This is a genomic window from Kitasatospora sp. Xyl93 (genome assembly GCF_055383135.1).
The window spans coordinates 1,335,835-1,360,804 of record NZ_AP029185.1 but is presented as its reverse complement, the minus strand read 5'-3'; the positions used below and the strand labels follow the sequence as shown (position 1 = coordinate 1,360,804).

The 24,970-nt window shown below is 73.7% G+C and carries 21 protein-coding genes and 1 pseudogene; 13 read left to right on the top strand and 9 right to left on the bottom strand.

Annotation, left to right across the window (positions count from 1 at the left end; all coding sequences use genetic code 11):
- Positions 1 to 187: 187 nt before the first annotated feature.
- The 9 genes from ACZ5GH_RS05835 to ACZ5GH_RS05795 all read left to right on the top strand — a co-directional run bounded on the left by ACZ5GH_RS05835 (position 188) and on the right by ACZ5GH_RS05795 (position 12,721).
- Positions 188 to 4,276 carry a CHAT domain-containing protein gene (locus ACZ5GH_RS05835; RefSeq protein WP_464333636.1) on the top strand — a complete coding sequence of 1,363 codons (4,089 nt, stop codon included), beginning with the start codon at positions 188 to 190 and terminating at the stop codon, positions 4,274 to 4,276.
- Between the two features lie 152 nt (positions 4,277 to 4,428).
- Positions 4,429 to 4,851, top strand: coding sequence for a hypothetical protein (locus ACZ5GH_RS05830; RefSeq protein ID WP_401105317.1), 423 nt, complete (start codon positions 4,429 to 4,431; stop codon positions 4,849 to 4,851).
- Complete coding sequence (locus ACZ5GH_RS05825; protein ID WP_464333635.1) at positions 4,848 to 5,684, top strand: nucleotide exchange factor GrpE; 837 nt, start codon at positions 4,848 to 4,850, stop codon at positions 5,682 to 5,684. The genes ACZ5GH_RS05830 and ACZ5GH_RS05825 overlap by 4 nt, the downstream gene beginning before the upstream one ends.
- Before the next feature lie 31 nt (positions 5,685 to 5,715).
- Positions 5,716 to 8,283, top strand: coding sequence for an Hsp70 family protein (locus ACZ5GH_RS05820; protein ID WP_387751370.1), 2,568 nt, complete (start codon positions 5,716 to 5,718; stop codon positions 8,281 to 8,283).
- Positions 8,280 to 8,657 (top strand): hypothetical protein, encoded by a 378-nt coding sequence (locus ACZ5GH_RS05815; RefSeq protein WP_387751373.1) that lies wholly within the window; start codon positions 8,280 to 8,282, stop codon positions 8,655 to 8,657. The genes ACZ5GH_RS05820 and ACZ5GH_RS05815 overlap by 4 nt, the downstream gene beginning before the upstream one ends.
- Positions 8,658 to 8,755: 98 nt before the next feature.
- Positions 8,756 to 8,995 carry a chaplin gene (locus tag ACZ5GH_RS05810; RefSeq protein ID WP_387751376.1) on the top strand — a complete coding sequence of 80 codons (240 nt, stop codon included), beginning with the start codon at positions 8,756 to 8,758 and terminating at the stop codon, positions 8,993 to 8,995.
- 140 nt (positions 8,996 to 9,135) lie between these two features.
- Positions 9,136 to 10,767: an AMP-binding protein gene (locus tag ACZ5GH_RS05805; protein ID WP_387751378.1), complete on the top strand. Its 1,632-nt coding sequence runs from the start codon at positions 9,136 to 9,138 to the stop codon at positions 10,765 to 10,767.
- Between the two features lie 111 nt (positions 10,768 to 10,878).
- Entirely contained in the window at positions 10,879 to 11,310 is a 432-nt protein-coding gene (locus tag ACZ5GH_RS05800) for an SRPBCC family protein (RefSeq protein WP_387751381.1), read from the top strand.
- A gap of 145 nt (positions 11,311 to 11,455) precedes the next feature.
- Entirely contained in the window at positions 11,456 to 12,721 is a 1,266-nt protein-coding gene (locus ACZ5GH_RS05795) for an APC family permease (RefSeq protein WP_464333634.1), read from the top strand.
- A 76-nt stretch (positions 12,722 to 12,797) separates the two neighbouring features.
- Here ACZ5GH_RS05795 and ACZ5GH_RS05790 read toward each other — a convergent pair whose 3' ends face one another.
- Positions 12,798 to 13,199 carry a YccF domain-containing protein gene (locus ACZ5GH_RS05790; protein ID WP_387751386.1) on the bottom strand — a complete coding sequence of 134 codons (402 nt, stop codon included), beginning with the start codon at positions 13,197 to 13,199 and terminating at the stop codon, positions 12,798 to 12,800.
- Between the two features lie 252 nt (positions 13,200 to 13,451).
- Between ACZ5GH_RS05790 and ACZ5GH_RS05785 the strand changes: the two genes are divergently transcribed.
- Positions 13,452 to 13,811: a hypothetical protein gene (locus ACZ5GH_RS05785; protein WP_464333633.1), complete on the top strand. Its 360-nt coding sequence runs from the start codon at positions 13,452 to 13,454 to the stop codon at positions 13,809 to 13,811.
- A 384-nt stretch (positions 13,812 to 14,195) separates the two neighbouring features.
- Here ACZ5GH_RS05785 and ACZ5GH_RS05780 read toward each other — a convergent pair whose 3' ends face one another.
- The 5 genes from ACZ5GH_RS05780 to ACZ5GH_RS05760 all read right to left on the bottom strand — a co-directional run bounded on the left by ACZ5GH_RS05780 (position 14,196) and on the right by ACZ5GH_RS05760 (position 20,694).
- Entirely contained in the window at positions 14,196 to 16,454 is a 2,259-nt protein-coding gene (locus ACZ5GH_RS05780) for a GH32 C-terminal domain-containing protein (protein WP_464333632.1), read from the bottom strand.
- Between the two features lie 176 nt (positions 16,455 to 16,630).
- On the bottom strand, positions 16,631 to 17,653 hold the full coding sequence (locus tag ACZ5GH_RS05775) for a LacI family DNA-binding transcriptional regulator (RefSeq protein ID WP_387751394.1): 1,023 nt from the start codon (positions 17,651 to 17,653) through the stop codon (positions 16,631 to 16,633).
- A gap of 61 nt (positions 17,654 to 17,714) precedes the next feature.
- Positions 17,715 to 18,548 (bottom strand): ATP-binding cassette domain-containing protein, encoded by an 834-nt coding sequence (locus tag ACZ5GH_RS05770; RefSeq protein ID WP_387751397.1) that lies wholly within the window; start codon positions 18,546 to 18,548, stop codon positions 17,715 to 17,717.
- The gene (locus ACZ5GH_RS05765) at positions 18,548 to 19,543 is read right to left on the bottom strand and encodes an ABC transporter permease (RefSeq protein WP_464333631.1); all 996 of its coding nucleotides are present in this window, start codon (positions 19,541 to 19,543) and stop codon (positions 18,548 to 18,550) included. The genes ACZ5GH_RS05770 and ACZ5GH_RS05765 overlap by 1 nt, the downstream gene beginning before the upstream one ends.
- A gap of 125 nt (positions 19,544 to 19,668) precedes the next feature.
- On the bottom strand, positions 19,669 to 20,694 hold the full coding sequence (locus ACZ5GH_RS05760) for a sugar ABC transporter substrate-binding protein (protein WP_387751402.1): 1,026 nt from the start codon (positions 20,692 to 20,694) through the stop codon (positions 19,669 to 19,671).
- 191 nt (positions 20,695 to 20,885) lie between these two features.
- On the opposite strand from ACZ5GH_RS05760, the pseudogene ACZ5GH_RS05755 reads away from it, so the two are divergent.
- The 3 genes and pseudogenes from ACZ5GH_RS05755 to ACZ5GH_RS05745 all read left to right on the top strand — a co-directional run.
- Positions 20,886 to 21,239: pseudogene (locus tag ACZ5GH_RS05755) on the top strand (transposase); the annotation flags it as partial.
- A 273-nt stretch (positions 21,240 to 21,512) separates the two neighbouring features.
- A complete protein-coding gene (locus ACZ5GH_RS05750; protein WP_464333630.1) occupies positions 21,513 to 22,478 on the top strand; it encodes a carbohydrate kinase family protein in 966 nt (321 codons plus the stop codon).
- Between the two features lie 36 nt (positions 22,479 to 22,514).
- The gene (locus tag ACZ5GH_RS05745; protein ID WP_464333629.1) at positions 22,515 to 22,808 is read left to right on the top strand and encodes a putative quinol monooxygenase; all 294 of its coding nucleotides are present in this window, start codon (positions 22,515 to 22,517) and stop codon (positions 22,806 to 22,808) included.
- A 79-nt stretch (positions 22,809 to 22,887) separates the two neighbouring features.
- Here ACZ5GH_RS05745 and ACZ5GH_RS05740 read toward each other — a convergent pair whose 3' ends face one another.
- The 3 genes from ACZ5GH_RS05740 to ACZ5GH_RS05730 all read right to left on the bottom strand — a co-directional run bounded on the left by ACZ5GH_RS05740 (position 22,888) and on the right by ACZ5GH_RS05730 (position 24,945).
- Positions 22,888 to 23,094: a hypothetical protein gene (locus ACZ5GH_RS05740; protein ID WP_464333628.1), complete on the bottom strand. Its 207-nt coding sequence runs from the start codon at positions 23,092 to 23,094 to the stop codon at positions 22,888 to 22,890.
- Positions 23,095 to 23,255: 161 nt separating this feature from the next.
- Positions 23,256 to 24,080, bottom strand: coding sequence for an MBL fold metallo-hydrolase (locus ACZ5GH_RS05735; RefSeq protein WP_464333627.1), 825 nt, complete (start codon positions 24,078 to 24,080; stop codon positions 23,256 to 23,258).
- Positions 24,073 to 24,945: an NAD-dependent epimerase/dehydratase family protein gene (locus ACZ5GH_RS05730; RefSeq protein WP_464333626.1), complete on the bottom strand. Its 873-nt coding sequence runs from the start codon at positions 24,943 to 24,945 to the stop codon at positions 24,073 to 24,075. Before ACZ5GH_RS05730 ends, ACZ5GH_RS05735 begins: the two co-directional genes overlap by 8 nt.
- Positions 24,946 to 24,970 lie beyond the last annotated feature (25 nt).

Below are 24,970 nucleotides of genomic sequence, written 5' to 3'. Positions count from 1 at the left end.
CGCCGCTGCTGTGCTGTCGTCCTGCTGTTGATGTGATGCCCAGGATAGTGCTCTCTCCTGTTCGTCCGTCCGACCGAGGGCCTATTCTGATGGCGCTCGAGCAACATCACGACATGACGTCAACTCATGATCGCTCCACGCCAGTTGATCATGAGATGGGTGGTGTCCGAACTCAGGGGGACGGTGCATGGCGCTGATAGCGGTGCTGCTGGTCGTGATGGCGCTGGCCGGTGCGGCCGCCGTCGTCCTGGTCCGCCGGCGGGCTCTGGACGCCGCGGCGGTGGCGAAGGCCCTGGCGGCGGCCGCCGAACGGCTCGCCGCCGGGCAGGCCGCCCAGGCCCGCCGCCGCTACGCCCGGCTGGCCCGCCGGCTCGCCGACGCCCCCGAGGAACTGCGCCCGCAGCGCGGTCTCGCACTGCTCGGCCAGGCCGAGGCCACCATCCCCACCGGCGACCAGCAGGCCACCCTCGCCCTGCACCGCGAGGCCTACCCGCTGCTCGCCGACCCGGCCCGGCAGCTGCCCCGGTGGAGCCTGCGCCGTCTCGCCGAGGAGCGGATGCGGGCCGCCGACGGCGACCTCGGCCCGCTGTTCGCCTTCCTCCAGGCCACCGCCGCCGGCGCCGAACCCGGTGAGGAGGCCGAGGCCGCCGCCCGAACCGTCGACTGGCTGCAGCACCGCTGCCGCGACGGCGCCCCCGACCAGCGCGAGGACGTCACCGCCCGCGCCCTCGCCGCCCTGCCCGGCCGGGACTGGCCGGTGCTCGCCCGGGCCGCCCTGCTGAACACCACCGACCGGGCCGCCGAGGCCGAGGCCCTGCTCGCCGCCGCGGCCCCCGCCGGAAGCGGAGAGCTCTGGTTCCGCTGGGGCGCCCAGCTCTACACCCTGCACCGCGACGAACCCGCCGTCACCGCCTTCGACGAGGCACTGCGCCGCGGCCCCGGCGAACCCTCCCCGTGGGGGCGCGGCCCGGCCCTGCGCACCGACGGCCTGCTCTTCCGCGGCCTGGCCCGCCAGCGCCTGGGCGCCACCGAGGAGGCCTGGGCCGACCTCGCGGCCGCCACCGGCGAGAGCCCGACCGACCCCCGCCCCCGCTACGCCCTGGGCCGGCTCGCCCTGCTGCTCGGCGCCGACGAGCAGGCCCGGGAGCAGTTCGCCGCCGCCCTGACCGTCCGACCCGACTTCGCCCCGGCCCGGTTCGGCCTCGCCCTGGTCCACGAACGGGCCGAGCGCTTCGCCGAGGCCGCCGCCGACTACCGGGCCGGCCTCGGCGGGGCCCCCGACTGGCGCCCCGCCAGGGTCCGGCTCGGCGCCGCCCTGCTCGCCGCCGGACAGGCCGAGGAGGCCGAACCGGTCCTGCGCGCCGAGGCCGACACCGAACCGGGCACCCGCTGGACCACCATCGCCGTCTTCCACCACGGCCTCGCCCTCGCCCGCACCGACGACCCGGCCGGCGCCCTCGCCCGCTGGGAGGCGCTGGACGACGAGGACCTGAACCCCCGCCGGGCCCTGGCCCGGGACCGGCTCGCCCGCACCCGGCTGGCCGCCGACCCGACGGCCGCCCGCGAACTCTGGCAGCGGGCCGCCGCCGAGCACCCGGCCGCCCCCGGCTACCGCGCCGCGCTGCGCGAGGCCGCCCTGCGCGAGGCCGCCCACCTGCTGGTCACCGGCCGCGACCACGCCGAGCCGCGCCGCCGCGCCGCCGCCGCGCTCGCCCTCGCCGACACCCTGCCCGGCGCCCTCACCCACCGCCAGGCCCGGCTGCGCGCCGCCCTCGCCCTGACCGAGGGCGACCCGGAGCCGGTCGCCGCCCTGCTCGACGCCGGCAGCGGCCTGCGCGACCGCTACCACCTGGCCGCCGTCGCCCTGCTGGCGGGCCGTCCGGCCCGGACGATCGCCCTGCTCGGCCCGCCCGACCCGGCCGGCGACCCGGCGACCGCCCGGCTGCGCGCCCTGCTCGCCGAACGGGCCGGCAACTGGGCCGCCGCCCTGGACTGGTACCGGCACTTCCTGGCCTCCGGTACGGCGCAGAGCCCGGCGCCGACCGGCGACTGCGCGCTCTGCGACCGCCCCGCCGCCGCCACCTGCGGCGGCTGTGGCCGCGAGGCCTGCCCCGACCACCAGCACGCCCCCGGGGCCGCCGCCTCGCCCCGCTGCGTCCACTGCGCCGCCCCCGCGTTGCGCGCCGTCCTCGACTGCGCCCGCCGGGCCGGCACCCCCGAGGAAGCCGAACCCGTGCTCGCCCGCTGGGCCGAGGCGTTCGGCGACGGCGCCGCCGGCGCGCCCGTCCGCACCGACCTCGCCCTGCTGCGCGCCGAACTCGGCCGACCGGACGAGGCCCTGGCCGGTCTGCCCGAGGACGCCGGGCAGGCCCGCGCCGCCGTGCTGGTCCGCCGGGCCGGTGCCGCCCTCGCCGCCGACCGGCCCGGCCGGGCCGCCGTCGACCTGCGCGAGGCGCTGCGACTGGCCCCCGGCCAGGAGCGGGCGGCCGGCGCGCTCGTCCTGCTCGCCGAGCACGAGGCCCACCAGGCCGCCCTCGACGGCCGCCACCGGGAGGCCTGGGAGGGCTACCGCGCGCTGCTGCTCGACGACCCGGCCCACCCCCGGCTGCTGCACGCGCTCGGCCTGGCCGGCTACCGGCTCGCGGCCGGCGCCGAGGCCTCCGACGAGGAGGTCTGGGACTGGACGCTCGGCTGCCTGGTCGCCGCCCTGCACCAGCCCGACCTGTGGGCCGAGTCCGCCCGGATCACCGGCCGCACCGCCGAACCCCAGCGGCTGGCCGCCGCCCGTACCGGGCTGCTCGACCGCCTCCGCGACGACCTGCGCGCCCTGGACCGGGCCGCCGGGCTCAGCGGCGACGAGGTCACCGCCTGGACGCTGCGCCTCGGCATGGAGACCCACTGCGCGGACGCCTTCGCCCAGGAGGACATCCGGATCACCCTGCCCGGCCGCCCGGCCCGCCGCCTCGCACTCGGCCCCGCCCTCGACCGGCTGCTCCGCGCCGGGAGCGGACCGGCCGGCTGGGCCGAGGCCTTCGAGCAGGCCGTCCGGCCCTGGCGGCGGCCCGCCGGCCCCGACGCGCCCGCGCCCGTCCGGGCCCTCGGCCTGTTCGGCGAGCTCGGGCCGCAGCGCTACCTCCAGCTCCAGGGCCGGCAGGCCGCCGCCGTCGCCGCCCTGGACGCGGTGCCCGAGCAGCGGCGCGGCGAGGACTGGCAGGCGCTGCTCGGCGAGTCCCTGGTCAGCCAGGCCCGCGAGCACCACCGCAACCAGGACTGGCGCGAGGCCCTGGAGAGCCTCACCCGCGCCCGCTCCGTCCCCGGCGCCCGGCTGCCCGCCGACGCCGCCGCGATCGCCGCCGAGTCCGGCGTCCGGGCCGCCCGCGCACTGCTCAAGAACAGCCTGGACGACCAGGCCGGCGCCGCCGAACTCCTGGAGAAGGCCCTGGCGTTGGCCCCCGACGACCCCGAGGTGCGGGGCGACCTCGGCGCCACCTACGCCCAGTGGGCACGCAAGATCAACAACGAGGACAAGGACTACCCCCGCGCCCTCGCCCTGCTGGAGAAGAGCATGGAGCTGGCCCCGGGCGACCCGACCGCCCGGCACTTCCTGGAGGCCGCCCTCGGCAACCGGGCCGGCCAGCTCAGCCGTCCCGACGCCACCGACGCGGAACTGGAGGAGGCCGCCGAGGCCTGGCGGGCGCTGATCGAACTCAACCCCGACCCGGACCACCGGCTCGGCCTCGCCTTCGTGCTGCGCCACCTCGCCCGCTCGGCCGCCTTCGCCGACGACCGCCGCCGGGCCGTCGAGCGGATGGCCGAGGCGCTGCGCGCCGACCCGGAGTGGGAGGGCGCCGTCGACCAGGAGGCCCCGCGCAGGGTCTCGGTGATGCTCGCCAACCACGTGGTGGACGCCATGCAGGACCAGCCGTTCACCGCCCAGGCCGCGATGCTCCAGAAGGCCAGGTCCTACGACGACTCGGCCGACATCCGCCGGCTGATGGTCAGCGTCTGGCGCGGCGAGGCGATCGGCCACTACGAGGCCCGCCGCTACCCCGAGGCGGTCCGGCTGCTGGAGGAGGCCCTCGGCCTGTCCCGCACCCCGGAGGACACCGACAAGCTGCACCGCGAACTCGGCATCGTCTACGGCTCGTACGCCGTCCAGCGGGCCAACGCCCGGCAGTTGCGCGAGGCCCGCGACCTGGCCCGCAAGGCCGTCGAGCACAGCCCGGACGACGTCGAGCTGCGGACCATGCAGAGGCGGATCAACTCGCTCTACTGACGGCAACCGCACGGCAGTCGGCGTCGTCCTAGAGCGTACGCCGCGGTCGCGCCGCCGGCCGAGTCGTCCGAGCAGCCCGAGCAGCCCGAGCCACCCGAGCAGTCCGAGCCACCCGAGCAGTCCCGCCACCGTGAGGAGAGAGACCGCCCGCCATGCCACTGCACGAACCGTCGCCGTACGAGGTCCTGGGCATCCCGCTCACGGCCGGCGTGCGCGAGATCAACCTCGCCGTCGGACCGGCGATGCGGGCCGGCCGGTACAGCCGCCAGCAGATCCAGGAGGCCGCCGCGCTGCTGCGCAACCCGGACCGGCGCCTGGAGGCGGACCTCCAGCAGCCCCTCCCGCCGGAGCCGGTCGACCAGGCCGCCGAGCTGCTCGCCCCGGCCCTCGCCGAACCGCTGCTGGTGATCGAGCGCCCGCCGCTGCCGCCCACCGCCCTGGCCGTCCTCCACCGGGCCGAGCTGGCCGCCGACTTCGCCGAGCCGGCCCCCGGCGGTGCCGACCCCGAACCGCCCGTCCCCGCCCGCTACGCGGCGGACCTGTCCGTGCTGCCGCAGATCGAGGTACCCGAATGACCGACGCACCCGCCGACGCGCCCACCGGAGCACCCGCAGACGCGCCCGCCGAGGCGCCCGCCGCCGCCCTGCCCGACGGCCACCGGCCGCTGGAGGTCCCGCCCGGCGTCGAGGAGGTCGACCTGGAGCAGGCCTTCGGCCGGCTGCTCTTCCGGGCCTCCCTGCTGGGCAGCAAGCTGACCGAGCAGAAGCAGGCCGCCCGGGCCGAACAGCGCGAACTGCTGGGCATCCTGGTCGAGGTGGACGACGCGCTCGCCGCCCTCGGCCTGGACCGCGAGCTGGTGGCGCTCGGCCGCGGCGCCGGCCTGGAGGCCACCCGGCGGCGGCTGCTCGGGCAGCTCGCCAAGGCCAAGGTGCGGCCGATGCGGCTGGAGGGCATGACGGCAGACCCGGACCTGACCGAGATCGTGGGCACCGAGGCCCGGTCCGGGGTGGCGCCGGAGACGGTGGTGCGGACGGTGGTGACCGGGTTCTTCTGGGGGGACGAGGTGCTGCGCCGGGCCCAGGTGGTGGTCGCCGCACCGGAGCCGGACCCGCAGCCGGATCCCCGGGAGCCGGCGACGGACCACGCACTGTCGGAGCCCGCGGGCCCCGCACCGACGACGCCCGGACCCGTCGAGGCCGAGGCCGCCGGCCCCGGGACTCCGGCGGCGCCTGAGGCACCCGGGGCACCCGAGCCGCCCGGGCCCGTCGAGGACGAGCCGTCCGCCGCCGTCACCGCCGCCGTCACCGCCGTCGCCGCGCCGGTCGTCCGCGCCCAGCCCAAGGCGGTCCCGCCCCGCGCCCGGCGCCGGGGCAAGGCCGTGGCCAAGCAGGCCAAGCGCAAGAAGTAGCCAGGACCACGAGGGGCAAGAGGGGAACGACATGTACCGCACACTCGGCATCGACCTGGGCACCACCAACTCGGTGGTCGCCCACCTGCGCCGGGGCGAGCCGGAGATCATCTTCAACCGGCAGAACCAGGAGGCCACGCCCTCCGTGGTCGGCAGCGGCCGCAAGGGCGAGCTGCTGGTGGGCTCCACCGCGCGCAGCCGGATCGCCATCGACGGCGCCAACGTGATCCGCTCGGTCAAGCGCTTCATGGGCCGCAAGTTCAAGGACCCGCAGGTCCAGGCGGCCCTGAAGGAGGTGGACTACAAGGTCACCGCGGGCACCGACGGTGACGTCAACGTCTGGTTCAACGGCCGCTCGTACACCCCGATCGAGATCTCCGCGATCATCCTGCACCGCCTCAAGGAGGACGCCGAGCAGCGCTTCGGCGAGCCCTTCCCCCGGGCCGTCATCACCGTCCCCGCGTACTTCGGCGAGCGGCAGGTCGCGGCCACCCAGGAGGCGGGCCGGATGGCCGGCCTGCACGTGCTGCGGATCATCAACGAGCCGACCGCCGCCGCCCTCGCCTACGGCATCACCTCGGAGGCGGGCGACGAGGGCAGGACCGTCCTGGTCTACGACCTGGGCGGCGGCACCTTCGACATCTCGATCCTGCTGCTGGTGCCCGGCTCGGTCTCGGTGCTCGGCATCGAGGGCGACAACCTGCTCGGCGGCGACGACTTCGACCGCGGGATCACCACCGCGCTGCTGGAGGACATCCGCGAGGAGTACGGCTCGGAGTACCAGCCGGACCTGCGCGACCGTCCCAAGATCGCCGCCACCGCCGAGACCATCAAGATCGAGCTCTCCAACCAGGAGTCCTCCGAGGTCATCCTGCCGGGCCTGGGCGCCGGGCAGCTGGTGCTGGAGACGGAGTTCGAGCGGGCCCGCTTCGAGGAGCTGATCGAGGGCCGGATCGAGCGCACCATCGAGCTGACCCACAAGGCCATCATGCAGGCCAACCTGACCGTCGGGGACATCGACGAGGTGGTGCTGGTCGGCGGCTCGACCGCGATCCCGCTGGTCGCCCGCCGGCTCGGCGAGGTCTTCGGCCCCCGCCGGATCCGGCGGGGCGTCAACCCGATGCAGTGCGTGGCGCTCGGCGCGGCCGTGCAGTCCGCGCTGGTCGGCGAGGTGGAGTGCCCCGAGTGCCGGGCCCCCGGTGACCTGTCCGCCTCCAACTGCGCCAACTGCGCCACCACCCTGCTCGGCGGCGCCCGGATCTCCTGCCCGACCTGCCACATCCCGGTCGACGCCGAGGCCTCCGCCTGCCCCAAGTGCGAGCAGGCGCTGGACGGTTCGGGCGGCGGCGCGGCGATCCCGCGGCAGACCGGCACCACCGCCGTGGTGCACGGCGGCAACTGCCCGCGCTGTGGCACCCCGGCCGCCCCCGGCGTCACGGCCTGCGAACTGTGCGGCGAGCCGCTCAACTCGGCCGCCCCCGGCCACACCAAGGTGGCCACCACCGCCGCCGAGGACGTCGGCCTGCGCTGCGCCTCCTGCGGCGTGGTCAACCCGCCCGGCTGCGAGGTCTGCCCGGGCTGCGGCGAGCTGGCGCAGGTCACCAACCCGTTCGACATCACGCCGAAGAACCTCGGCATCGAGCTGAACGACGGCCGGCTCGCCGTCATCATCCCCAAGAACACCAGCTACCCGACGAGTTCGCCGGTCAGCCGGGAGTTCGTGGTCTCCGGCAGTGGCCGGCAGCGGCTGGAGGTCGCGGTCTACGAGGGCGAGCACGAGATCGCCCAGCAGAACGAGCTGATCGGCCACCTCACCCTGCGGCTGCCCGAGGGCCTGGGCGGCCGCACCCCGGTGGAGGTGTCCTTCGGCCTCGACCGGGACCGCACCATCACCCTGTCGGTGCGGATCCAGGGCGGCGCCGAGAAGACCGTCAAGCTGGAGCGGGTCACCCTCGACCCCGAGCTGAAGGTGCAGGTCGAGGAGCAGCAGCGGCAGATCGAGACCTTCACCGACCGCTGGGGCGGCGAGCTGACCGAGGCCGAGATGCGCGAGGCCCAGCGGCTGATGGACACCCTGGACGACCTGGCGGCCGGGCAGACCCGCGGCCAGTCCGTGGACGCCGCGCTGGAGCGGGCCCAGCAGCAGCTCAAGGCCCAGCGCTGGGTGCGCGGCTCCGAGGCGTACCTGAGCCTGTTCATCCACTACTGCGAGAAGCACCTCGACCCGAGCGACCTGGACCGGCTGCGGTCGGTGGCCGCCGAGCTGCGGCTGCGCCGGGAGGCCGCCGACTGGGAGGGCGCGGTGCGCGCGGCCCAGAAGGCGGACGAGCTGTGCGACGCGCTCGGGCACACCATGCGGATGCTCACCATGTGCAACGTCTACGTGACCCAGAACATGGTCTCGCCCGCGCTGGCCCAGCTGATCATGGCCGAGCTGCGCGGGCTGGACGCGGCCGTGGAGGCACCCAACATGGCGGACGTCAACACCCACATGTCGAACCTGCTGGCCCTGTACGCGCAGGCGCAGCGGGAGCTGGGCAGCGAGCCGGCCCAGGAGTCGCTCGGCCCGGTCCGGCCGGAGGAGGCGGGGCCGCGATGAGCGCCGTGGAAGACCTGGAGGCCGCGGAGGCCGTGGCGGGTTCGCAGGGCCCGCAGGACCCGGAGGCGCCCGAGGTGCCCTGCCCGCTGTGCAGGGTGCCCGCGGACCCGGGGACGCTGCGCTGCCCGTCCTGCCGGGAGGACCTGTCCGTGCTGTTCCGGCTGCGTTACGCCGGACGGATCGACTACAACCGGGCGCTCCAGGCCCTGGCGGCCGGTGACGGGGCGCTCGCGCTCGGGCTGCTGCACCGTGCGGTGGCGGCCGAGCCGGGGCTGCGTCCGGCCCGGGACCTGCTGGGATCACTGAGCGTCGCCGGTTCGGCGGCCCCGGCGGCGGGGGGCCGGGAGGACGGTGGGGAGGGCGACACTCCCTAGGACGGGCCAATCCCGCGTGCGGCGGACCGGATCGCTTGTGATCGTAAGCGAGTGTGATCGTCACACTTCGAACCGCCCTGCTCACAAGGAGCGACGCAATGCGTATGCGTACCACCCTCGCCGCCACCGCCCTGACCGCGGCGGCGGTCCTCGCCGGAACCGGGACCGCCTTCGCCGGCAGCGCCACCGCCAACGGTGCCGCCATCGGCTCGCCCGGCATCCTGTCCGGCAACGTGATCCAGGTCCCGATCAACCTGGAGGCCAACGTCTGCGGGAACTCGATCGACGTCATCGGGATCCTCAACCCGGCGTTCGGCAACATCTGCATCAACCAGTGACCCCGCGCGCCGGGGCCGTCCGTCGAGAGCGACGGGCGGCCCCGGCGCCGTGTCGGTACCCCCGTTCGGGGGTGGCGGTGCGGGGCACCGGACCGCGACCATGGTCCCTGTCCCGCACCGCCGTCCCCAGGAGCCAGCCCGTGCCGACCACGCCGATCCCGCGCAGCTACGCCTCCGGCGCCTCGGACGTCCCGCTGCTCGGCGACACCATCGGGGAGAACCTCGACCGCGCGGTGCGCGCCTTCCCGGACCGCGACGCCCTGGTCGACCGGGCCACCGCCCGCCGCTGGACGTACGCCGAACTCGCCGCCGAAGTCGACGCGTTGGCGCTCGGCCTGCTGGAGCTCGGGATCGCCAAGGGGGACCGGGTCGGCATCTGGGCCCCCAACTGCGCGGAGTGGACGCTCACCCAGTACGCCACCGCCAAGCTCGGCGCGATCCTGGTCACGGTCAACCCGGCCTACCGCGCCCACGAGTTGGAGTACGTGCTGAACCAGGCCGGGATCCGGCTGCTGGTCGCCGCCGAGCGCTTCAAGACCTCCGACTACGCCGGGATGATCGAGGAAGTCCGGCCCCGCTGCCCCGGGTTGGAGCGCGTCCTGCTGATCGGCAGCTCCGACTGGGACGCCACGACCGCCGCCGGAAGGCGGGCCGACCCGGCCCGACTCGCCGAGCGCCAGGCCGAGTTGTCCCCCGACGACCCGATCAACATCCAGTACACCTCCGGGACGACCGGCTTCCCCAAGGGCGCGACCCTCTCGCACCACAACATCCTCAACAACGGCTACTTCGTGGGCGAGCTGCTCGACTACACCGAGCAGGACCGGATCTGCATCCCGGTGCCCTTCTACCACTGCTTCGGCATGGTGATGGGCAACCTGGCGGCCACCTCGCACGGCGCCTGCGCGGTCATCCCGGCCCCCTCCTTCGAGCCCGGTGCCACCCTGGCCGCCGTCGCCGCCGAGCGCTGCACCTCGCTGTACGGCGTACCGACCATGTTCATCGCCGAACTGGCCGACCCGGACTTCGACCGCTACGACCTCGGCAGCCTGCGCACCGGCATCATGGCCGGCTCGCCCTGCCCCAGCGAGGTGATGAAGGAGGTCATCGGGCGGATGGGCATGACGCAGGTCTCCATCTGCTACGGCATGACCGAGACCTCGCCGGTCTCCACCCAGACCCGGGTCGACGACCCGGTCGAGCGGCGGGTCGCCACGGTGGGCCGGGTCGGCCCGCACCTGGAGGTCAAGGTCGTCGACCCGGCCACCGGCAGGACCGTCCCGCGCGGCGAACCCGGCGAGCTGTGCACCCGCGGCTACTCCGTCATGCTCGGCTACTGGGGCGAGCCCGAGCGCACCGCCGAGGCCGTCGACGCCGCCCGCTGGATGCACACCGGGGACCTCGCGGTGATGGACGAGGACGGCTACCTCGCCATCACCGGCCGGATCAAGGACATGGTGATCCGCGGCGGCGAGAACCTCTACCCGCGCGAGATCGAGGAGTTCCTCCACACCCACCCGGACGTCCTCGACGTCCAGGTGATCGGCGTCCCCGACGTTAGGTACGGCGAGGAGCTGATGGCCTGGATCCGGATGCGGGAGGGCGCCGAGCCGCTCACCGCCGAGACCGTCCGCGCGTACTGCGCCGGCCGGCTCGCCCACGTCAAGATCCCGCGCTACGTGCACGTGGTCGAGGAGTTCCCGATGACGGTCACCGGGAAGATCCGCAAGGTCGAGATGCGGGCGCAGGCGCAGCGGATCCTGGGGCTCTGACGGCCCCTCGGGCCGTGACAGGCCGCCGGGCCGGACCGGGTTCGCCCGTTCGGCCCTCGCCCCCGGTGCGTCCGGGGAGCGCGGTGGCCCGTCCGGCGGGAGAGTGTGATCATGCCCCTCGACGTCACAGTGGAACGCCTGATCCCCCTCCCGCCCGCCACGGTCGCCGCCTACGCGATGGACTGGCGCCACGACTCCGCGTGGACCAGGGGCATCCGCGACGCCACCCTCACCCGGGAGGCCGACGGCGGCGGCTTCGGCGTGGGCGCGGAGGTCACCCGGACCGCGCACTTCCTGGGCAGGTCCTTCTCGTACGTGCTGCGGGTGGCGCGCCACGACCCGCCGACGGTGCTCGACATGGTCTCCGTCGCCGGGCCGATGCCGATGCGCGTCACCTACACCTTCGAGCCCACCCTGAACGGCACCTTCGCCCGCATCCGCGTCCGCGGCGGCTTCCGCCTGGCCGGCCCGCTGGCGTCCCGCCCGGTCCGGGCCGCGCTCACGGCGGACCTGCGCGCCCTGGAGGACCGGCTCGGCCGCTGACCGCCGCTCCCCGGGGCGGGCCGCCTTCCCACCGGCGCGTCCGCGCGGCGCCCGGTGCTCGTCCGCGGTCCGTCCGGCGCCCGCCGTTTCCCTCCCTCCGGTAGGGTGCGCCGACGTCGAAGCCGGAGCGGGAGAGGTGCGGGGCATGAGTTCGTCGCCGACGGCGGCAGGACCGGGGGAGCTGCGGCGGCACCTGGGGGTGTTCGACGCCGTGGTGATCGGGCTGGGCTCGATGATCGGCGCGGGCGTCTTCGCCGCGCTGGCGCCCGCCGCCGGGGCCGCCGGCTCGGGGCTGCTGGTCGGGCTGGCGCTGGCCGGTGCGGTGGCGTACTGCAACGCGACCTCCTCGGCCCGGCTGGCCGCCCGCTACCCGCGGTCCGGCGGCACCTACGTCTACGGCCGGGAGCGGCTCGGCGACTTCTGGGGGTACCTGGCCGGCTGGGGCTTCGTGGTCGGCAAGACCGCCTCCTGCGCCGCGATGGCCCTCACCGTCGGTTCCTACGTCTGGCCGACCCAGGCCCACGCCGTCGCGGTCGCCGCCGTGGTGGCGCTGACCGCCGTCGACTACGTCGGCGTGCAGAAGGCCGCCTGGCTGACCAGGGCGATCGTGGCCGTCGTCCTGGCGGTGCTGGCCGCCGTCGTCACCGCCTGTCTGACGAGCGGTGAGACCGACACCGGCCGCTGGGCCCCGGGTGCGGACGCGGGCTTCCACGGCGTGCTCCAGGCCGCCGGCCTGTTGTTCTTCGCCTTCGCCGGGTACGCCCGGATCGCCACCCTCGGCGAGGAGGTCCGCGACCCGCGGCGCACCATCCCCCGGGCGATCCCGCTGGCCCTCGGCATCGCCCTGGTGGTCTACGCCGCCGTGGCCCTCGCCGTCCTGGCCGTCCTCGGCCCCGACCGGCTCGCCCACAGCGCCGCGCCGCTGGCCGACGCCGTACGGGCCGCCGGAGCGCCCGCCCTCGCCCCGGTGGTGCGGGCCGGTGCGGCGGTCGCCGCCCTCGGCTCGCTGCTCGCCCTGATCCTCGGCGTCTCCCGCACCACCCTGGCGATGGCCCGGGACCGCCACCTCCCGCACGCCCTGGCCGCCGTCCACCCCCGCTTCGGAGTCCCGCACCGGGCCGAGCTGACCGTCGGCGCGGTGGTCGCCGTCGCCGCCGCCCTCGGCGACGTCCGCGGCGCGATCGGCTTCTCCTCCTTCGGCGTCCTCGCCTACTACGCCGTCGCCAACGCCGCCGCCTGGACCCTCACCCCCGCCGAGGGCCGCCCCCCGCGCGCCGTCCCCGTCCTCGGCCTCGTCGGCTGCCTCGCCCTCGCCTTCGCCCTCCCCGCCGCCTCCGTCCTCCAGGGCGCCGCCGTCCTCGCCCTCGGCGCCGCCGCCTACCTCGTCCGCAAGGCCCTCGCCCGGGCCTGAGCCCCGGAGGACCGGGAACGCCGACGGCCGGCGAGGGCTGCCGCCCTGCGCCGGCCATCGGTGAGGTCGGTACGGATTACCGCGCGCCCCATTCCCGGTCGGTCGGCACGATCTCGCGGCCGAGCGGCATCAGCGAGATCGGGATCATCTTCAGGTTGGCCCACCCGAAGGGGATGCCGATGACCGACAGGAACAGCGGAATGCTGGTGATCAGGTGCCCGAGCGCCAGCCACCACCCGGCGAACACCAGCCAGATGACGTTCCCCACGCAGGACGCCGGCCCGGCGTCCGGCCGTTCCACCGCCGTGCGCCCGAACGGCCACAGGATGAAGCCGGCGATCCGGAATGAAGCAATGCCGAATGGGATGGTAATGACGAGTACGCAGCAGATAACTCCGGCGAGCACATAGGCGAGAGCCATCCAAATGCCGCAGAAAAGCAGCCAGATGACATTGAGGACGAACTTCAGGGCACTCATGCTCGGTACCTTCTCATGGCTGATGGCGTTGCACTATGACCTGCCATGCCCGCCGACGAACGCATCTACGCCCTTAGGGGTCGATCCTCAGGGTCCGGTCCGGGTGAGCTGACGAACATCGAGGTCGCTCCATGTCGGGGACCACGAAATGATGAAGAGGTTGGGTTCTGGCCCCATTGCGCTACCTGCACGAGCGACCAGGTCCTGGTAGGACCCCAGTCCTACCTGACCGGCTGCACGGTGGAGGACGAGGTGTTCCTGGCCACCGGCTGGGTCTTCAACGGTGCTCACATCGGCACGCGCGCCGAGGTCCGCATCAACGCGGTCGTGCACCTGCGCACCGTCCTGCCGGCTGATGCGATGGTGCCGATCGGCTGGGTCGCAGTCGGCGACCCGGCCCGCATCCTGCCGCCCGACCAGCACGAAGCCATCTGGGCAGTTCAGAAAGACCTGGACTTTCCCGGCTACGTCTTCGGCCTGGACCGCCCCGTCGACGGTCAGAGCCTGATGCCGGCCCTGACCGAACGCTTCGGCCGCGCACTGGGCCGTCACCGCGACGACCGCACCGCCGGTGAAGCCTCAGCGGCAAACGGTGAAGCGTCGCCGTCGTAGGGGAGCTCCGGTGGCGGTGGAGCATGATCACGGTGCCGCCGAGGGCGACCGTGCGTTCACTGCGGATAGGGCAGCAGGCGACGGGCCATGACGGTGCAGACGGTGGCGCGGGGCGCTCGCTCCGCGGGGACACCGCGATGGCGCGGCGCGCCGTGTCCAGTTCGGCCGGGGGCGTGGCCGAATCCTGTGCGGGAGGCGATCACACGCAGAGTGCGTGGCATGGAGATGATCAGCAGCACCAGGCTGCACGGCAGGCCTGGCCCGCGCTGGTGGCCGACCACCGCCCGGCCCCGGGGCTGGAACAGTCGTCGGCGTCTTCTTCATGGTCAGGTGGGATTCGAGGCGCAGGACGGCGGGCAGGCCGCTGAGCTTCTCGGTGAGCTCTTACTTGTTCCGGTAGGAACCGAGGTGCCAGAGCGTGAGGGTGTCGAGGCGGGCCGAGCCGCCCTCGGCGAACAGCTGGACGCCCTGGCTGCCGGGGTCGGGGAAGACCTGGTCGGTGATGACGGCTTCGCCCTGGCCGCCGAACACCTCGACCGAGGACCAGTCGACGACCACCCGGATGTGGATCCTGCCGTCCTCCTGCGGCTTGAGCGGGGCGGTCTGGATGCCGGGGAAGTCGGGGTCGAAGTCGACCGCGCCGGACCTGGTGCGGTCGACGTAGAGCCGCTGGTTGGCGGTGTCGTAGCCGATGACGGTCTCCTGGCCGGGTCCGGTGCGCACCTTGAGGCCGAACGTCTTCGCGTCGGCGGGGGAGAAGACGGCGTCGACGTCGAGGGCCTTGCCGGTGCTGCGGGAGGGCAGCGCGGTGGTGCCGGCCGGGACTGTGGCGTGGTTCAGCGCGACGGCCGGTCCCCGGCGCAGCGTGTTCAGGGACCGCACCGGCTGCTGGGTGAGCCGGAGGCGCCCGTCGACGGTGCGCAGTTGCAGGGTGCGGGGCAGGCTCTGCGCGCTGCGCCAGGGGGTGGTGGGGGTGTTGCCGGCGTACTGCCAGTTGCTCATCCAGCCGATCATGGTGCGCTCGCCGCGGGGTGCGTCGTTGTAGGTGACGGCGGCGTAGAAGTCCTTGCCGAAGTCGACCCAGTGGGCGCGCTGGAGGGTGGAGAGGGCGGGCTGGTCGGCGGCGGTGAACTGGTCGGCCATGATGTGGCCCCAGCCGCCGGTGTTCAGGTCGGCGATCTGGATCCGGGCCTGCTTGCCCTTGTGGGGGCGTAGGTCGAAGGAGGCCCAGTCCAGGGTTTCGCTGTCGGAGCCGGTGGCGCTCTGCACGACCCGGCCGTCGACGACCAGGTTGACGGCGGTTTCGCTCGACCGGGGCCTGGCCCGGGTGTCGGACAGGACGATCCGGTCGACGTTGATGTGGCCCCAGCCGCCGGTGTTCTGGTCGACGATCCTGATCCGGGCGGTCTTGCCCTGGAGGTCGGACAGGTCCCAGGAGACCCAGTCGAGGTGCTCGTCGTTGCTGCCGGTGGCGCTGCGGACGGTCTTGCCGTCGACGACGAGTTCGATGGTGGTGGGGGAGTCGGAGCCGGCGGGGTGGGCGCCGCCGCCGATCAGGAAGTCGAGGTACTTCTTGTCGATGGTGAACGTCGGCGAGGTGAGGGTGCCGGTGGTGGTATCGCCCTGGAGGAAGCTGTTGGCCAGCCCGTGGCCGGTGTAGCCCGAGACGTCCATCTGGCCCGGGAGGGTGCCCTGGGCCGGTCCGGTGCCGAAGGCGGTGCCGGTGGTGGTCCAGTCGCCGTAGGTGTCGCCCTCGAAGTCGGCGAGGACGGTGCCGCTGGGCGGGGTGTAGGAGCCGTCGTCGTCGGGCGTGAAGGTGGTGCCGTCGAAGTCGCCGACGAAGTACTGGGCGCCGGAGCCGCCGGCGATGCCGCCGGGGTTGAGGTTGACGACCATGACCCACTTGACGTGTTGGGGGTCACCGTCGACGGCGAGGGGGAAGAAGTCCGGGCATTCCCAGGCACCGCCGGTGGCCCCGGCCGGGCCGAACTCGCTGAGGAGAGCCCAGGACTTGAGATCTTTGGAGGTGTAGAACTGCACCTTGTGCTCGTCGGCCAGGGAGACGGTCATCAGCCAGCTGCGGGTCGGCGCGTACCACTGCACCTTCGGGTCGCGGAAGGCGTGGGAGCCGATGTCGAGCACCGGGTTGCCGGCGTACTTGGTCCAGGTGCGGCCGCGGTCGGTGCTGTGGGCCAGCGACTGGGCCTGCCTCCCGTCGGTGTAGGCGCTGGTGTACACCGCGACCATGGCGGGGTTCGCGCGGGTGCCGAGGCCGGAGGTGTTGTCGGTGTCGACGACCACGCTGCCGGAGAAGACCATCTCGTCGTCGCTGCGGGGGATGGCCGGCGGCAGCTCCTTCCAGTGGACGAGGTCGGTGCTGACGGCGTGGCCCCAGGACATGTCGCCCCAGGAGTTGCCGTTCGGGTTGTACTGGTAGAAGAGGTGGTACTCGCCCTGGTCGTACACGAGCCCGTTGGGGTCGTTCATCCAGTTCTGCGCGGGGGTGTAGTGCACCTGGGGGCGGTACGGCTCCTGGAATCGGGCGGTGTCGGCCACGGCGGGGGAGCCGGCGGTCAGGGCGAGGCAGACGGCGGTGGCCAGGATGGCCGGCGAGGTGCGACGGGTGGGTCGGGAGGCGGGCATGGCGAGCTCCTTCGCCGAGCTTGGGCGGGGGGTGAATGGGGGGAGGCGCTCACTGGTTCGCCGGAGCACGGCGCTCCCAGGGCATGGCTGGGCCGGGGCAGGGCGGCGCGACGACGGGCGCCGAGGGTGAGCGGGTCGTTCGCGGTGTGCGGTGTGCGGTGTGCGGTGGCGCGGAACTACTGTGCCGGGGGCGGGAGTTCGCCGGAGCCGCGGGGGATGAGGCGGGTGGGGACGGTGACCGTACGGGCCCGGGTGCGGTCGCCGTCGAGGCGGGCCAGGGCGATCTCGGCCGCGGCGGTGCCGATGGCGGTCGGGTCCTGGGCGACGGTGGTGATCGCGGGTTCCAGGACCTCGGCGAACGGCAGGTCGTCGAAGGAGACGAGGGCGACGTCGCGTCGGCCGGCCCGGGTGGTGCCCAGAACGGTGCCCATGGCGGCGAAGTTGTTGGCCGCGAGGATCGCGGTCGGCGGCTGCGGGTCGCGCAGCGCGCGCTGGACGGTGTCGGCGGCCTCGGCCTCGGTGTGGCCGTCGAGGACGAGCGAGCGGTCGTAGGGGATGCGGGCGGCGTCGAGGGCCTCGCGGTAGCCGGCGAGGCGCTCGCGGCGGGTGTAGAGGGTGGCGGGGCGGTCGCCGACGAAGGCGATCCGGCGGTGCCCGGCGGCGATCAGGTGGGCGGTGCCCTCGCGCGCGCCGTCCCGGTTGGAGCTGACCACGCTGTCGGCGGTCAGGCCGGTGCCGGGGCGGTCGAGGAAGACCACCGGCAGGCCGTTCGCCCGGGCGGTGCGCAGCTGGGCGTGGTCGGCGCCCGCGGTGGGCACCACCATCAGGGCGCTGACCCGGCGGGCCAGGAAGGTGCTGATCAGGGCCCGTTCCAGGGCGGGGTCGTCGGCGCAGGAGCCCATCAGCAGGGTGAGTCCTCGTTCGCGCACCGCGCTCTCGATCCCGCCGGCGACGGAGCCGAAGAACGGGTTGCCCATGTCGGGGATGATCAGGCCGACGGTGCTGTCCGGACCGCCCACGCGGATGTTGCGGGCCATCAGGTTGGGCTGGAAGCCGAGCTTCTCGACCGCCGCCATGACCTTCTCCCGGGTCTCCCGGGAGGTCGGCCCGTCGCCGTTGAGCACCCGGGAGACGGTCTTGGCGCTCACGCCGACCTCCTGGGCGACGTCGGCGAGCGTCGTGCGACGGGGCGAGGCCATGGACCACCGTTCCGGCTTCGTCGGGTGCGGGCCCCGCCACGGCGGGCGGGGCCCGGTCTGGTCAGTTCGGGCGGATGCCGGCCGCCTCGGCGGCGGCGTCCGCCACGACAGTACCGCCGCCGTCCCGGTCGACGTCGAGCGCACCGGTCATGATGGCCACGACCTCGGACATGGAGTAGTCGGACGGCTTGATCAGGGCCTCGCGCCGGCCCATCCGGTGGACGTGGATGCGGTCGGCGATCTCGAAGACGTGCGGCATGTTGTGGCTGATCAGGATGATCGGCAGGCCCTTGTCGCGGACCCGGCGGATCAGGTCGAGGACCTGGCCGGACTCCTTGACGCCCAGGGCTGCGGTGGGTTCGTCCATCACGACGACGCTGCGGGCCCAGGCGACGGCGCGGGCCACCGCCACGGCCTGGCGCTGGCCGCCGGAGAGGGTCTCCACCGGCTGGGTGAGCGAGCGCAGGCCGATCTTGAGGTCGGCCATGTGCGCTGCGGCCTCCTCGCGCATCCGCTTCTTGTCCAGCATCCGCAGGATGCCGCCGAGCGGGCCGGGGCGGCGCAGTTCGCGGCCGAGGAACATGTTGGAGGCGATGTCCATCGAGGCCGCCACCGCGAGGTCCTGGTACACGGTCTCGATGCCGTGGGCCCGGGCGTCCTGCGGCCCGTTGAAGCGGATCACCTCGCCGTTCAGGCGGATCTCGCCCTCGTCGGGGGTGACGGCGCCGGTGAGCGCCTTGATCAGGCTGGACTTGCCGGCGCCGTTGTCGCCGATGACGGCCAGCACCTCGCCGGGCAGCAGGTCGAAGTCGGCGCCGTCGATGGCGGTGACGTGGCCGTAGCGCTTGACCAGGCCCCGGGCCTGGATCACGGGGGTGACCGTGGTGGTGCTCATCAGCGGATCCTCTTCCGGGAGATCTGGTCGACGGTCACGGCGAGGATGACCAGGACGCCGGTGATCAGGGTCTGGTAGATGGAGGCGACGCCCATCAGCTGGAGGCCGTTGCGGAACACGCCGACGATGAGGGCACCGATCAGCGAACCCAGCACGCTGCCGCGGCCGCCGAACAGGCTGGTGCCGCCGAGGACGACGGCGGTGATGCTGTCGAGGTTGTCGGTCTGCCCCGCCTGGGGGTCGCCGACCCCGGTGCGGGAGGTCAGCAGCAGCGCGGCGACGCCGTAGATCAGTCCGGCGATCGCATAGAGGCCGATGGTGAGGCGGCCGGTGCGGATGCCGTTGAGCCGGGCCGCCTCGGGGCTGTTGCCGAGGGCGTAGACGTGGCGGCCCCAGGAGGTGCTGCTCAGCAGGTAGGCGAACGCGCCGAACAGCGCCAGGGCGAGCAGGGAGCCGTAGGTGACGTCGGTGCCGCCGAGCGGGAACGTCTCGCCGAGGAAGGTCAGCTCGCGGGGCAGGTTGCTGACGGTCTGCTCGTCGGAGTAGATGTGGGTGAGCGCGAAGGCCACGTTCAGCATGCCGAGCGTCACGATGAACGGCGGCAGCGGGATCAGCTTCACCAGCAGGCCGTTGAGCAGCCCGAAGCCCGCGCACACCGCCAGGCCCAGCGCGATGGCCACCAGCGGCGGGACGGTGCCCTCGGCGGCCATCCTCGCGATCACGATCGAGCCGAAGGCCATCACCGCGCCGCAGGACAGGTCGATTCCGGCGGTGAGGATGATCAGCGTCTGCCCCACGGCCAGCGCACCGACCACCATCACCTGCTGGATGATCAGGGAGAAGTTCCCGCCGGACAAGAACTGGTCCGTCATCAGGGAGAAGAAGGCGCAGGCCAGGACGAGCGCGGCGAGCGGGCCCGCGATCGGGGCCGTCGCCAGTCGCCGCAGCCTCGACGGCCCGGTCAGGTTTCCGTACGGGACGGTGGATGTGGTCATGGAAGGTCCTTGCCGGTGGAGCGGATCGGGAGCGCCGAGCGGACGGCGTCGCGACGGATGGGAGCGGTCCGGGCCGGGTCGGGGCAGGAGATCCGGCCCGGACCGCTGGTTCGGCGGGGCGCGGATCAGCCCCAGCAGTTCTCCAGGCCGTAGGCGGTCTCCTTGGCCTCCACGCCGGCCTGAGGCTTGTCGGTGACCAGGTTGACGCCGGTGTCGGTGTAACCGGTGGGCTTGACCCCGGACTTGGCGTACTCGGCGACGGTCTTGACGCCCTGCGCCGCCATCACCAGCGGGTACTGCTGGGAGGTCGCGGCGATCTTCCCGTCCTTGACGGCCCGGGTGCCGGTGCAGCCGCCGTCGACCGAGACGATCAGGACGTCCTTCTCCCGGCCCTTGGCCTTCAGCGCGGTGTAGGCGCCCAGCGCGGCGGGTTCGTTGATGGTGTAGACGACGTTGATGTCGGGCGCCTTCTGGAGGCAGTTCTCCATCGCGGTCTGGCCCTTGGCCTGGTCGCCGCCGGTGTCCTGGGAGCAGACCACCGACGGGTCGCCCTCCTTGACGCCGAAGCCCTGCAGGAACCCGTTGTGGCGCAACTGTCCGACGGCGACGCCCGGCGCGAGGTCCAGGGTGGCGATCCTGGCGGGCTTGCCCGCCATCGCGGCCTTGGCGTACTCGCCGATCAGCCTGCCCGCCTTCTCGTTGTCGGTGGCGAACAGCGCGTCGGTGCCGTCCACCGGGTCGGTGGGGCTGTCGAGGGCGATCACCAGGACGCCCTTGTCACGGGCCTTCTTGATCGCGGGCAGGATCGCCTTCGAGTCGCTCGGGGTGATCAGGATGCCCTTGACCCCGGAGGCGACCATGTTCTCGATCGCCGCGATCTGGCCCGCGTTGTCGCCGTCGAACTTGCCCGCCGCGGTGCTCAGCGTGACGTCGTTCTCCTTGGCGGCCTTCTGCGCGCCCTCCTTCATCTTCACGAAGAACGGGTTGGTGTCGGTCTTGGTGATCAGGCCGACCTTGACCGCACCGCCGGAGGAACCGGCTCCCGCGGAACCCTTCGAGCCGGAGCCGCACGCGGCCAGCGTGAGCGCCAGGCCGCCGGCCAGCACGACGGCCGCGGTTCTGGTCAGGGTGGGGCGAGGGGCGAGGGACATGGTGGCTCCGTAAGTTGTCAGGCGGCCCGGGAGGGCCGGATGTGGCTGATGGCGGCTTGCCCTTGGGGGCTCCCCAGGAGTGGCCGTCCGGTTCTCCGGGGCGCCCTGGCTGCTGATGGAGATCTGCGTTCCGGTCGCTGTCTACGGAGCTGACGGCGGGGTGTTCCCCGGGCCGACGGGTGCTGATCCCGGGCGCCGAGTTCGTCGTCTCCGCCGGCGACCTCGCGGCCTGCGCCGACGCCGGTCGTCCGGCCTCCGCAGCCGGCCTGGTACCGGTCCCGCGGGACTCCGGGTGCCGCACCGGCAACCTGCACCGGCCCAAGCGCTACAGCCGCCGCCCGCGAAGGGTGTTCTACATTCCCGCCCAGACCGGCATCATCAAGGACGGCCCCAATCGGGACTTCCTCCTCAAGAAGCGCGCCGAGGGCTGCGGCCACGTCCAGGCGCTGATCGCCCTGGCGCGACGCCGGGTCAACGTCCTGTGGGCCCTCCTGCGTGACGGACGAGAGTTCACCCCCGCCCAGCCGGTCACGCAGTCGGCTTGACTCAGTCATTGCAACTCCTGGGGGTGCGGCCGGGGGGACAGGGCGGGGAGTCAGCAGCATCGAGGATGTCATCGTTGACTTATGTCATCGTTGACATCGGCTTGGGAGTGATGATGAAGTCTGCGAAAGCCGGGCCACAAGCCCCTTCCGCGTAACGACTGGGTAACGCGGCCGTAATCATCCGCGCCGCCGGCGAAGACCCGCCCGGCCGGTCTCCGGCCCCCAGGGCGTCCGGTTCGCCCCTGTTCCTCCTAGCATCCGAAAGGCGCAACGATGGCCCAGCGCCCGATCGCCGTCCTCGGTGAGTGCGTCGCAGACGCCTTCGCCGACGCCCTCCAGCCCCGCCCCGGAGAGCTCGCCCTGCGCGTCCTGCCGGGCGGCGGACCGGCCAACACCGCCGTGGCGCTGGCCCGGCTCGGCACCCCCGCCCGCTTCCTCGGCCGGATCTCCACCGACGCCTTCGGCGCGCTCTTCCGCGCCCACCTCGCCGCCTCCGGCGTCGACCTCTCCGGCGCGGTCGCCGCCCCCGAGCCCAGCACCCTGGCCATCGCCACCTTCGACCCGCACGGCCAGGCCCAGTACTCCTTCCACGCCGAAGCCACCGCCGACTGGCAGTGGACCGACGCCGAACTCGCCGCCGCCCGCCCCGAGGACGCGGCCTGCCTGCACACCGGCTCCCTCGCCCTGGTCCGCGCCCCCGGCGACGAGCGCATCGAGGAGATGCTGCAGCACGCCCGCGGCGGCGCGACCGTCTCGATCGACCCCAACGTCCGCCCCCTGCTGGTCGATCCGGCCGTCTACCGGCAACGGCTGTCCCGCTGGTGCGTGCTCGCCGACATCCTGCGCCTGAGCTCCGACGACCTGGAACTGCTGATGCCCGGCGTCACGCCCGAGCGCGCCTGCGACGCCTGGCACCTCGCCGGGGTCCGGCTGGTCGTGATCACCCTCGGCGGTCGCGGCGCGCTGGCCTCGCTCGACGGCGTCCGGGTCCTCGTCCCCGCCCCGCGGACCGAGGTCGTGGACACCATCGGCGCCGGCGACTCGTTCACCGCAGGCCTGCTCCACCGGCTCTCCCTGGCCGACCGCCTGGGCGGACGGCTGGAGCAGCTGACCGCCGACGAGGTGGCCGACGCCTGCCGGTACGCGGCCCGCGTCGCCGCGCTGACCTGCTCGGTCGCCGGCCCGAACCCGCCCTGGGCGCACCAGATGGAGTCCGTCCCCGTCACCGCCTCCCGGTGACGACGCCCCCGCCCCTGTGTACGGAAAGCGACAGCGATGAAGAAGACCCTGCTGGCCGAGTTCACCGCCAAGCCCGGCTGCGAGGAGCAGGTCGCCGCCCTGGTCTCGGACTTCGCCCTGCTGGTCCGGGCCGAACCCGGCAACCTCGCCTTCGACGTCTACCACAGGGCGTCCGACCCCCGCGCCTACTGGATCTTCGAGGAGTACCGGGACGAGGCCGCCTTCGCCGCGCACCTCGCCGCCCCGCACGGAGGGCCGTTCAACGCCCGGCTGGTGCCGATGATCGAGGAGGACGCCTCCGTCCTCACCTTCCTGACCCCCGCCGACTGAGCGGCGGCCAGCTGCCCACCAGGCCGGAGCGAGGCGTCCACGATCGCTCCAGGAGGCGCCCAACCGTCGTCGGCTCTCGTCACGGCAGCCGCAGCGACGGTAGTCGCGGCCACGGGTGGGACAGGTGCTCGTCGAGTTCTCGATGCGTCAGGTGATCCTGGTGAGACATCCACCATGCGGTGGGCATCACGACCCGAAGGCCCTGCTGGACGCTGCCACCGACCAGGGCCGGAACCCGCTGCCGGCCGAGGAACTCGGCGACGGGCGCCTCGTACCGGATGAGCACGAAGGCACCTGGGGGTGTTCCCGCGGCTGCCGGGGTCGGTCGGGGTCGTGCGGACCGTCCGACCCGCTGCCCCGCCACCACCCGCCGGAGGCCGGCCGGTTCGCAGGACTCCCCGCGTGGTCCTGCGTCGCGGTGACGGGGCAGCTGTGCGGTGGGGTGTGTCAGTCGCGCGGAACGGTGCCCTCCTCGAAGCGGAGGTAGCGCTCGACGGACCGGCTCAGGACTTCGTTGCCGTGGCAGGTGACGGCCCGGTCCCACCAGGCGCCGTAGATCCGCTCGAAACGGTAGCCGGCGAGCAGGTCCGCTGCCGCGCGGACCGCCTGCGGGCGCTCCGGGATGTGGTTGGCGTAGCTGTACATGAGGGTCACCCACCGGCTGTCCGGGCAGACGTTGACGACGTCGCCGGTGAACAGCGCCCCGTCGCCGGCGCTCCAGTGCAGCACCGCGCTGCCCGGGAAGTGCACGCCCGGGTTGATCAGGGTCACCTCGTCGGTGAGCTGGAGCGTGCGCCCGCTCCAGAACCGCACGGCCGGGTCCGGTCGGCCCACCCACTGCCGGTCGGCGTCGTGCAGATGGACCGGTGCGTCGAAGGCGTGTGCCCACTCCACCATCGCGGAGTAGAAGTGCGGGTGGCTGATCGCGATGTGGTCGATGCCGCCGAGCTCCTCGACGGCGCGCACCATCGCGTCGTCGAGGTACGGCACGCAGTCCCACAGCACGTTCCCGGCGGCGGTGCGCAGCAGCAGGGCCCGCTGGCCGATGGCGAACTCCGGGGTGACCCCCACGCCGAGCACACCGGGCCCCTGCTCCTCGAAGCGGCCGGTGTGGCCTTCCTCCCGCAGGCCCGCCAGTGTCGTCCACTGCTGGCCGTCCCGGCCCACGTACTGGCGTTCGTCCAGACAGACCGGACAGTCCGGACGCGCGGCGGCGTACTGGGTGCCGCAGGTGCGGCAGATCGGACGTGTCGGGGCGGCGGTGTCAGCCACGGTCGCCTCCGGCGAGTTCGTCGAGGACGTACGGGCGGCTCGGCAGCCAGCCCAGTTCCTCGACGGCGCGCCGTCCCGACACCACCTGGTTCAGGCCGAGGGCCTCGGCGAACGGGCCGCCCACGGCCTCGGCGGCCTGCTCCACCGGCCAGGGCTCGGCCCGGCCGGTGCCGCCCGCGGCGATGTCGGCGGCCGCGGCGAGTGCGGCGACCGGCACCGCTTCGTGCGCCACGCCGTGCAGCACGCTGCCCGCGTCCGCCTTGGTCACCGCCAGCCCGAAGAGTTCGGCGAGGTCGTCCACGTGCACCATGGGCCAGCGGGTCGCGGCCGAGCCGACGTACCGGCCGGTGCCGTGCTCGCGTGCCCAGCCGGTCATCATGCCGGGGATACCGCCGCCGTGGCCGTACACGATGCCGGGCCGCAGGACGACGGCGCGCACGTCGTCCCCGGCGGCGGCCAGCACGCGCTGCTCGATCCGCGGGCGGTAGCCGACGATGGCGATGGCGTTGGTCGGCGCGTCCTCGGTCAGGGGGGTGTCCCCGGTGGCGCCGAGCACCCAGACGCCACTGGTGTAGACGAACGCCCGGTTCGTGCCGCGCAGCGGTGCGAGCAGCGCCTCGAGGGCGGCGGTGTCCACCGACTCGTCGCCGGTCGGGGTGGCGAGGTTCACCACCGCGTCCACGTCGTCCGTCACCGCCGCGCGCAGTGACGCCGGGTCGGTCAGGTCGCCGACCCGTACCGGCACGTCCGGATGCAGCGCGGCCGCGTCCTTGACCAGGGGCACCACGTCGTGGCCGTCCAGCGTCAGACGGGACACCACCGCGGAGCCGATGTAGCCGGTGGCACCGAGTACCAGAACCTTCATGAACCCTCCCAGCAGACGTTCGTCG

What these genes read in the sequence shown, in the direction of transcription:
- ACZ5GH_RS05825 (WP_464333635.1), top strand. Translation starts at nt 4,848, where the DNA reads ATGACCGACGCACCCGCCGACGCGCCCACCGGAGCACCCGCAGACGCG.
- ACZ5GH_RS05775 (WP_387751394.1), bottom strand. Translation starts at nt 17,653, where the DNA reads ATGGCCTCGCCCCGTCGCACGACGCTCGCCGACGTCGCCCAGGAGGTC.
- ACZ5GH_RS05790 (WP_387751386.1), bottom strand. Translation starts at nt 13,199, where the DNA reads ATGAGTGCCCTGAAGTTCGTCCTCAATGTCATCTGGCTGCTTTTCTGC.
- ACZ5GH_RS05750 (WP_464333630.1), top strand. Translation starts at nt 21,513, where the DNA reads ATGGCCCAGCGCCCGATCGCCGTCCTCGGTGAGTGCGTCGCAGACGCC.
- ACZ5GH_RS05795 (WP_464333634.1), top strand. Translation starts at nt 11,456, where the DNA reads ATGAGTTCGTCGCCGACGGCGGCAGGACCGGGGGAGCTGCGGCGGCAC.
- ACZ5GH_RS05835 (WP_464333636.1), top strand. Translation starts at nt 188, where the DNA reads ATGGCGCTGATAGCGGTGCTGCTGGTCGTGATGGCGCTGGCCGGTGCG.
- ACZ5GH_RS05760 (WP_387751402.1), bottom strand. Translation starts at nt 20,694, where the DNA reads ATGTCCCTCGCCCCTCGCCCCACCCTGACCAGAACCGCGGCCGTCGTG.
- ACZ5GH_RS05820 (WP_387751370.1), top strand. Translation starts at nt 5,716, where the DNA reads ATGTACCGCACACTCGGCATCGACCTGGGCACCACCAACTCGGTGGTC.
- ACZ5GH_RS05815 (WP_387751373.1), top strand. Translation starts at nt 8,280, where the DNA reads ATGAGCGCCGTGGAAGACCTGGAGGCCGCGGAGGCCGTGGCGGGTTCG.
- ACZ5GH_RS05730 (WP_464333626.1), bottom strand. Translation starts at nt 24,945, where the DNA reads ATGAAGGTTCTGGTACTCGGTGCCACCGGCTACATCGGCTCCGCGGTG.
- ACZ5GH_RS05800 (WP_387751381.1), top strand. Translation starts at nt 10,879, where the DNA reads ATGCCCCTCGACGTCACAGTGGAACGCCTGATCCCCCTCCCGCCCGCC.
- ACZ5GH_RS05830 (WP_401105317.1), top strand. Translation starts at nt 4,429, where the DNA reads ATGCCACTGCACGAACCGTCGCCGTACGAGGTCCTGGGCATCCCGCTC.
- ACZ5GH_RS05810 (WP_387751376.1), top strand. Translation starts at nt 8,756, where the DNA reads ATGCGTATGCGTACCACCCTCGCCGCCACCGCCCTGACCGCGGCGGCG.
- ACZ5GH_RS05745 (WP_464333629.1), top strand. Translation starts at nt 22,515, where the DNA reads ATGAAGAAGACCCTGCTGGCCGAGTTCACCGCCAAGCCCGGCTGCGAG.
- ACZ5GH_RS05770 (WP_387751397.1), bottom strand. Translation starts at nt 18,548, where the DNA reads ATGAGCACCACCACGGTCACCCCCGTGATCCAGGCCCGGGGCCTGGTC.
- ACZ5GH_RS05765 (WP_464333631.1), bottom strand. Translation starts at nt 19,543, where the DNA reads ATGACCACATCCACCGTCCCGTACGGAAACCTGACCGGGCCGTCGAGG.
- ACZ5GH_RS05780 (WP_464333632.1), bottom strand. Translation starts at nt 16,454, where the DNA reads ATGCCCGCCTCCCGACCCACCCGTCGCACCTCGCCGGCCATCCTGGCC.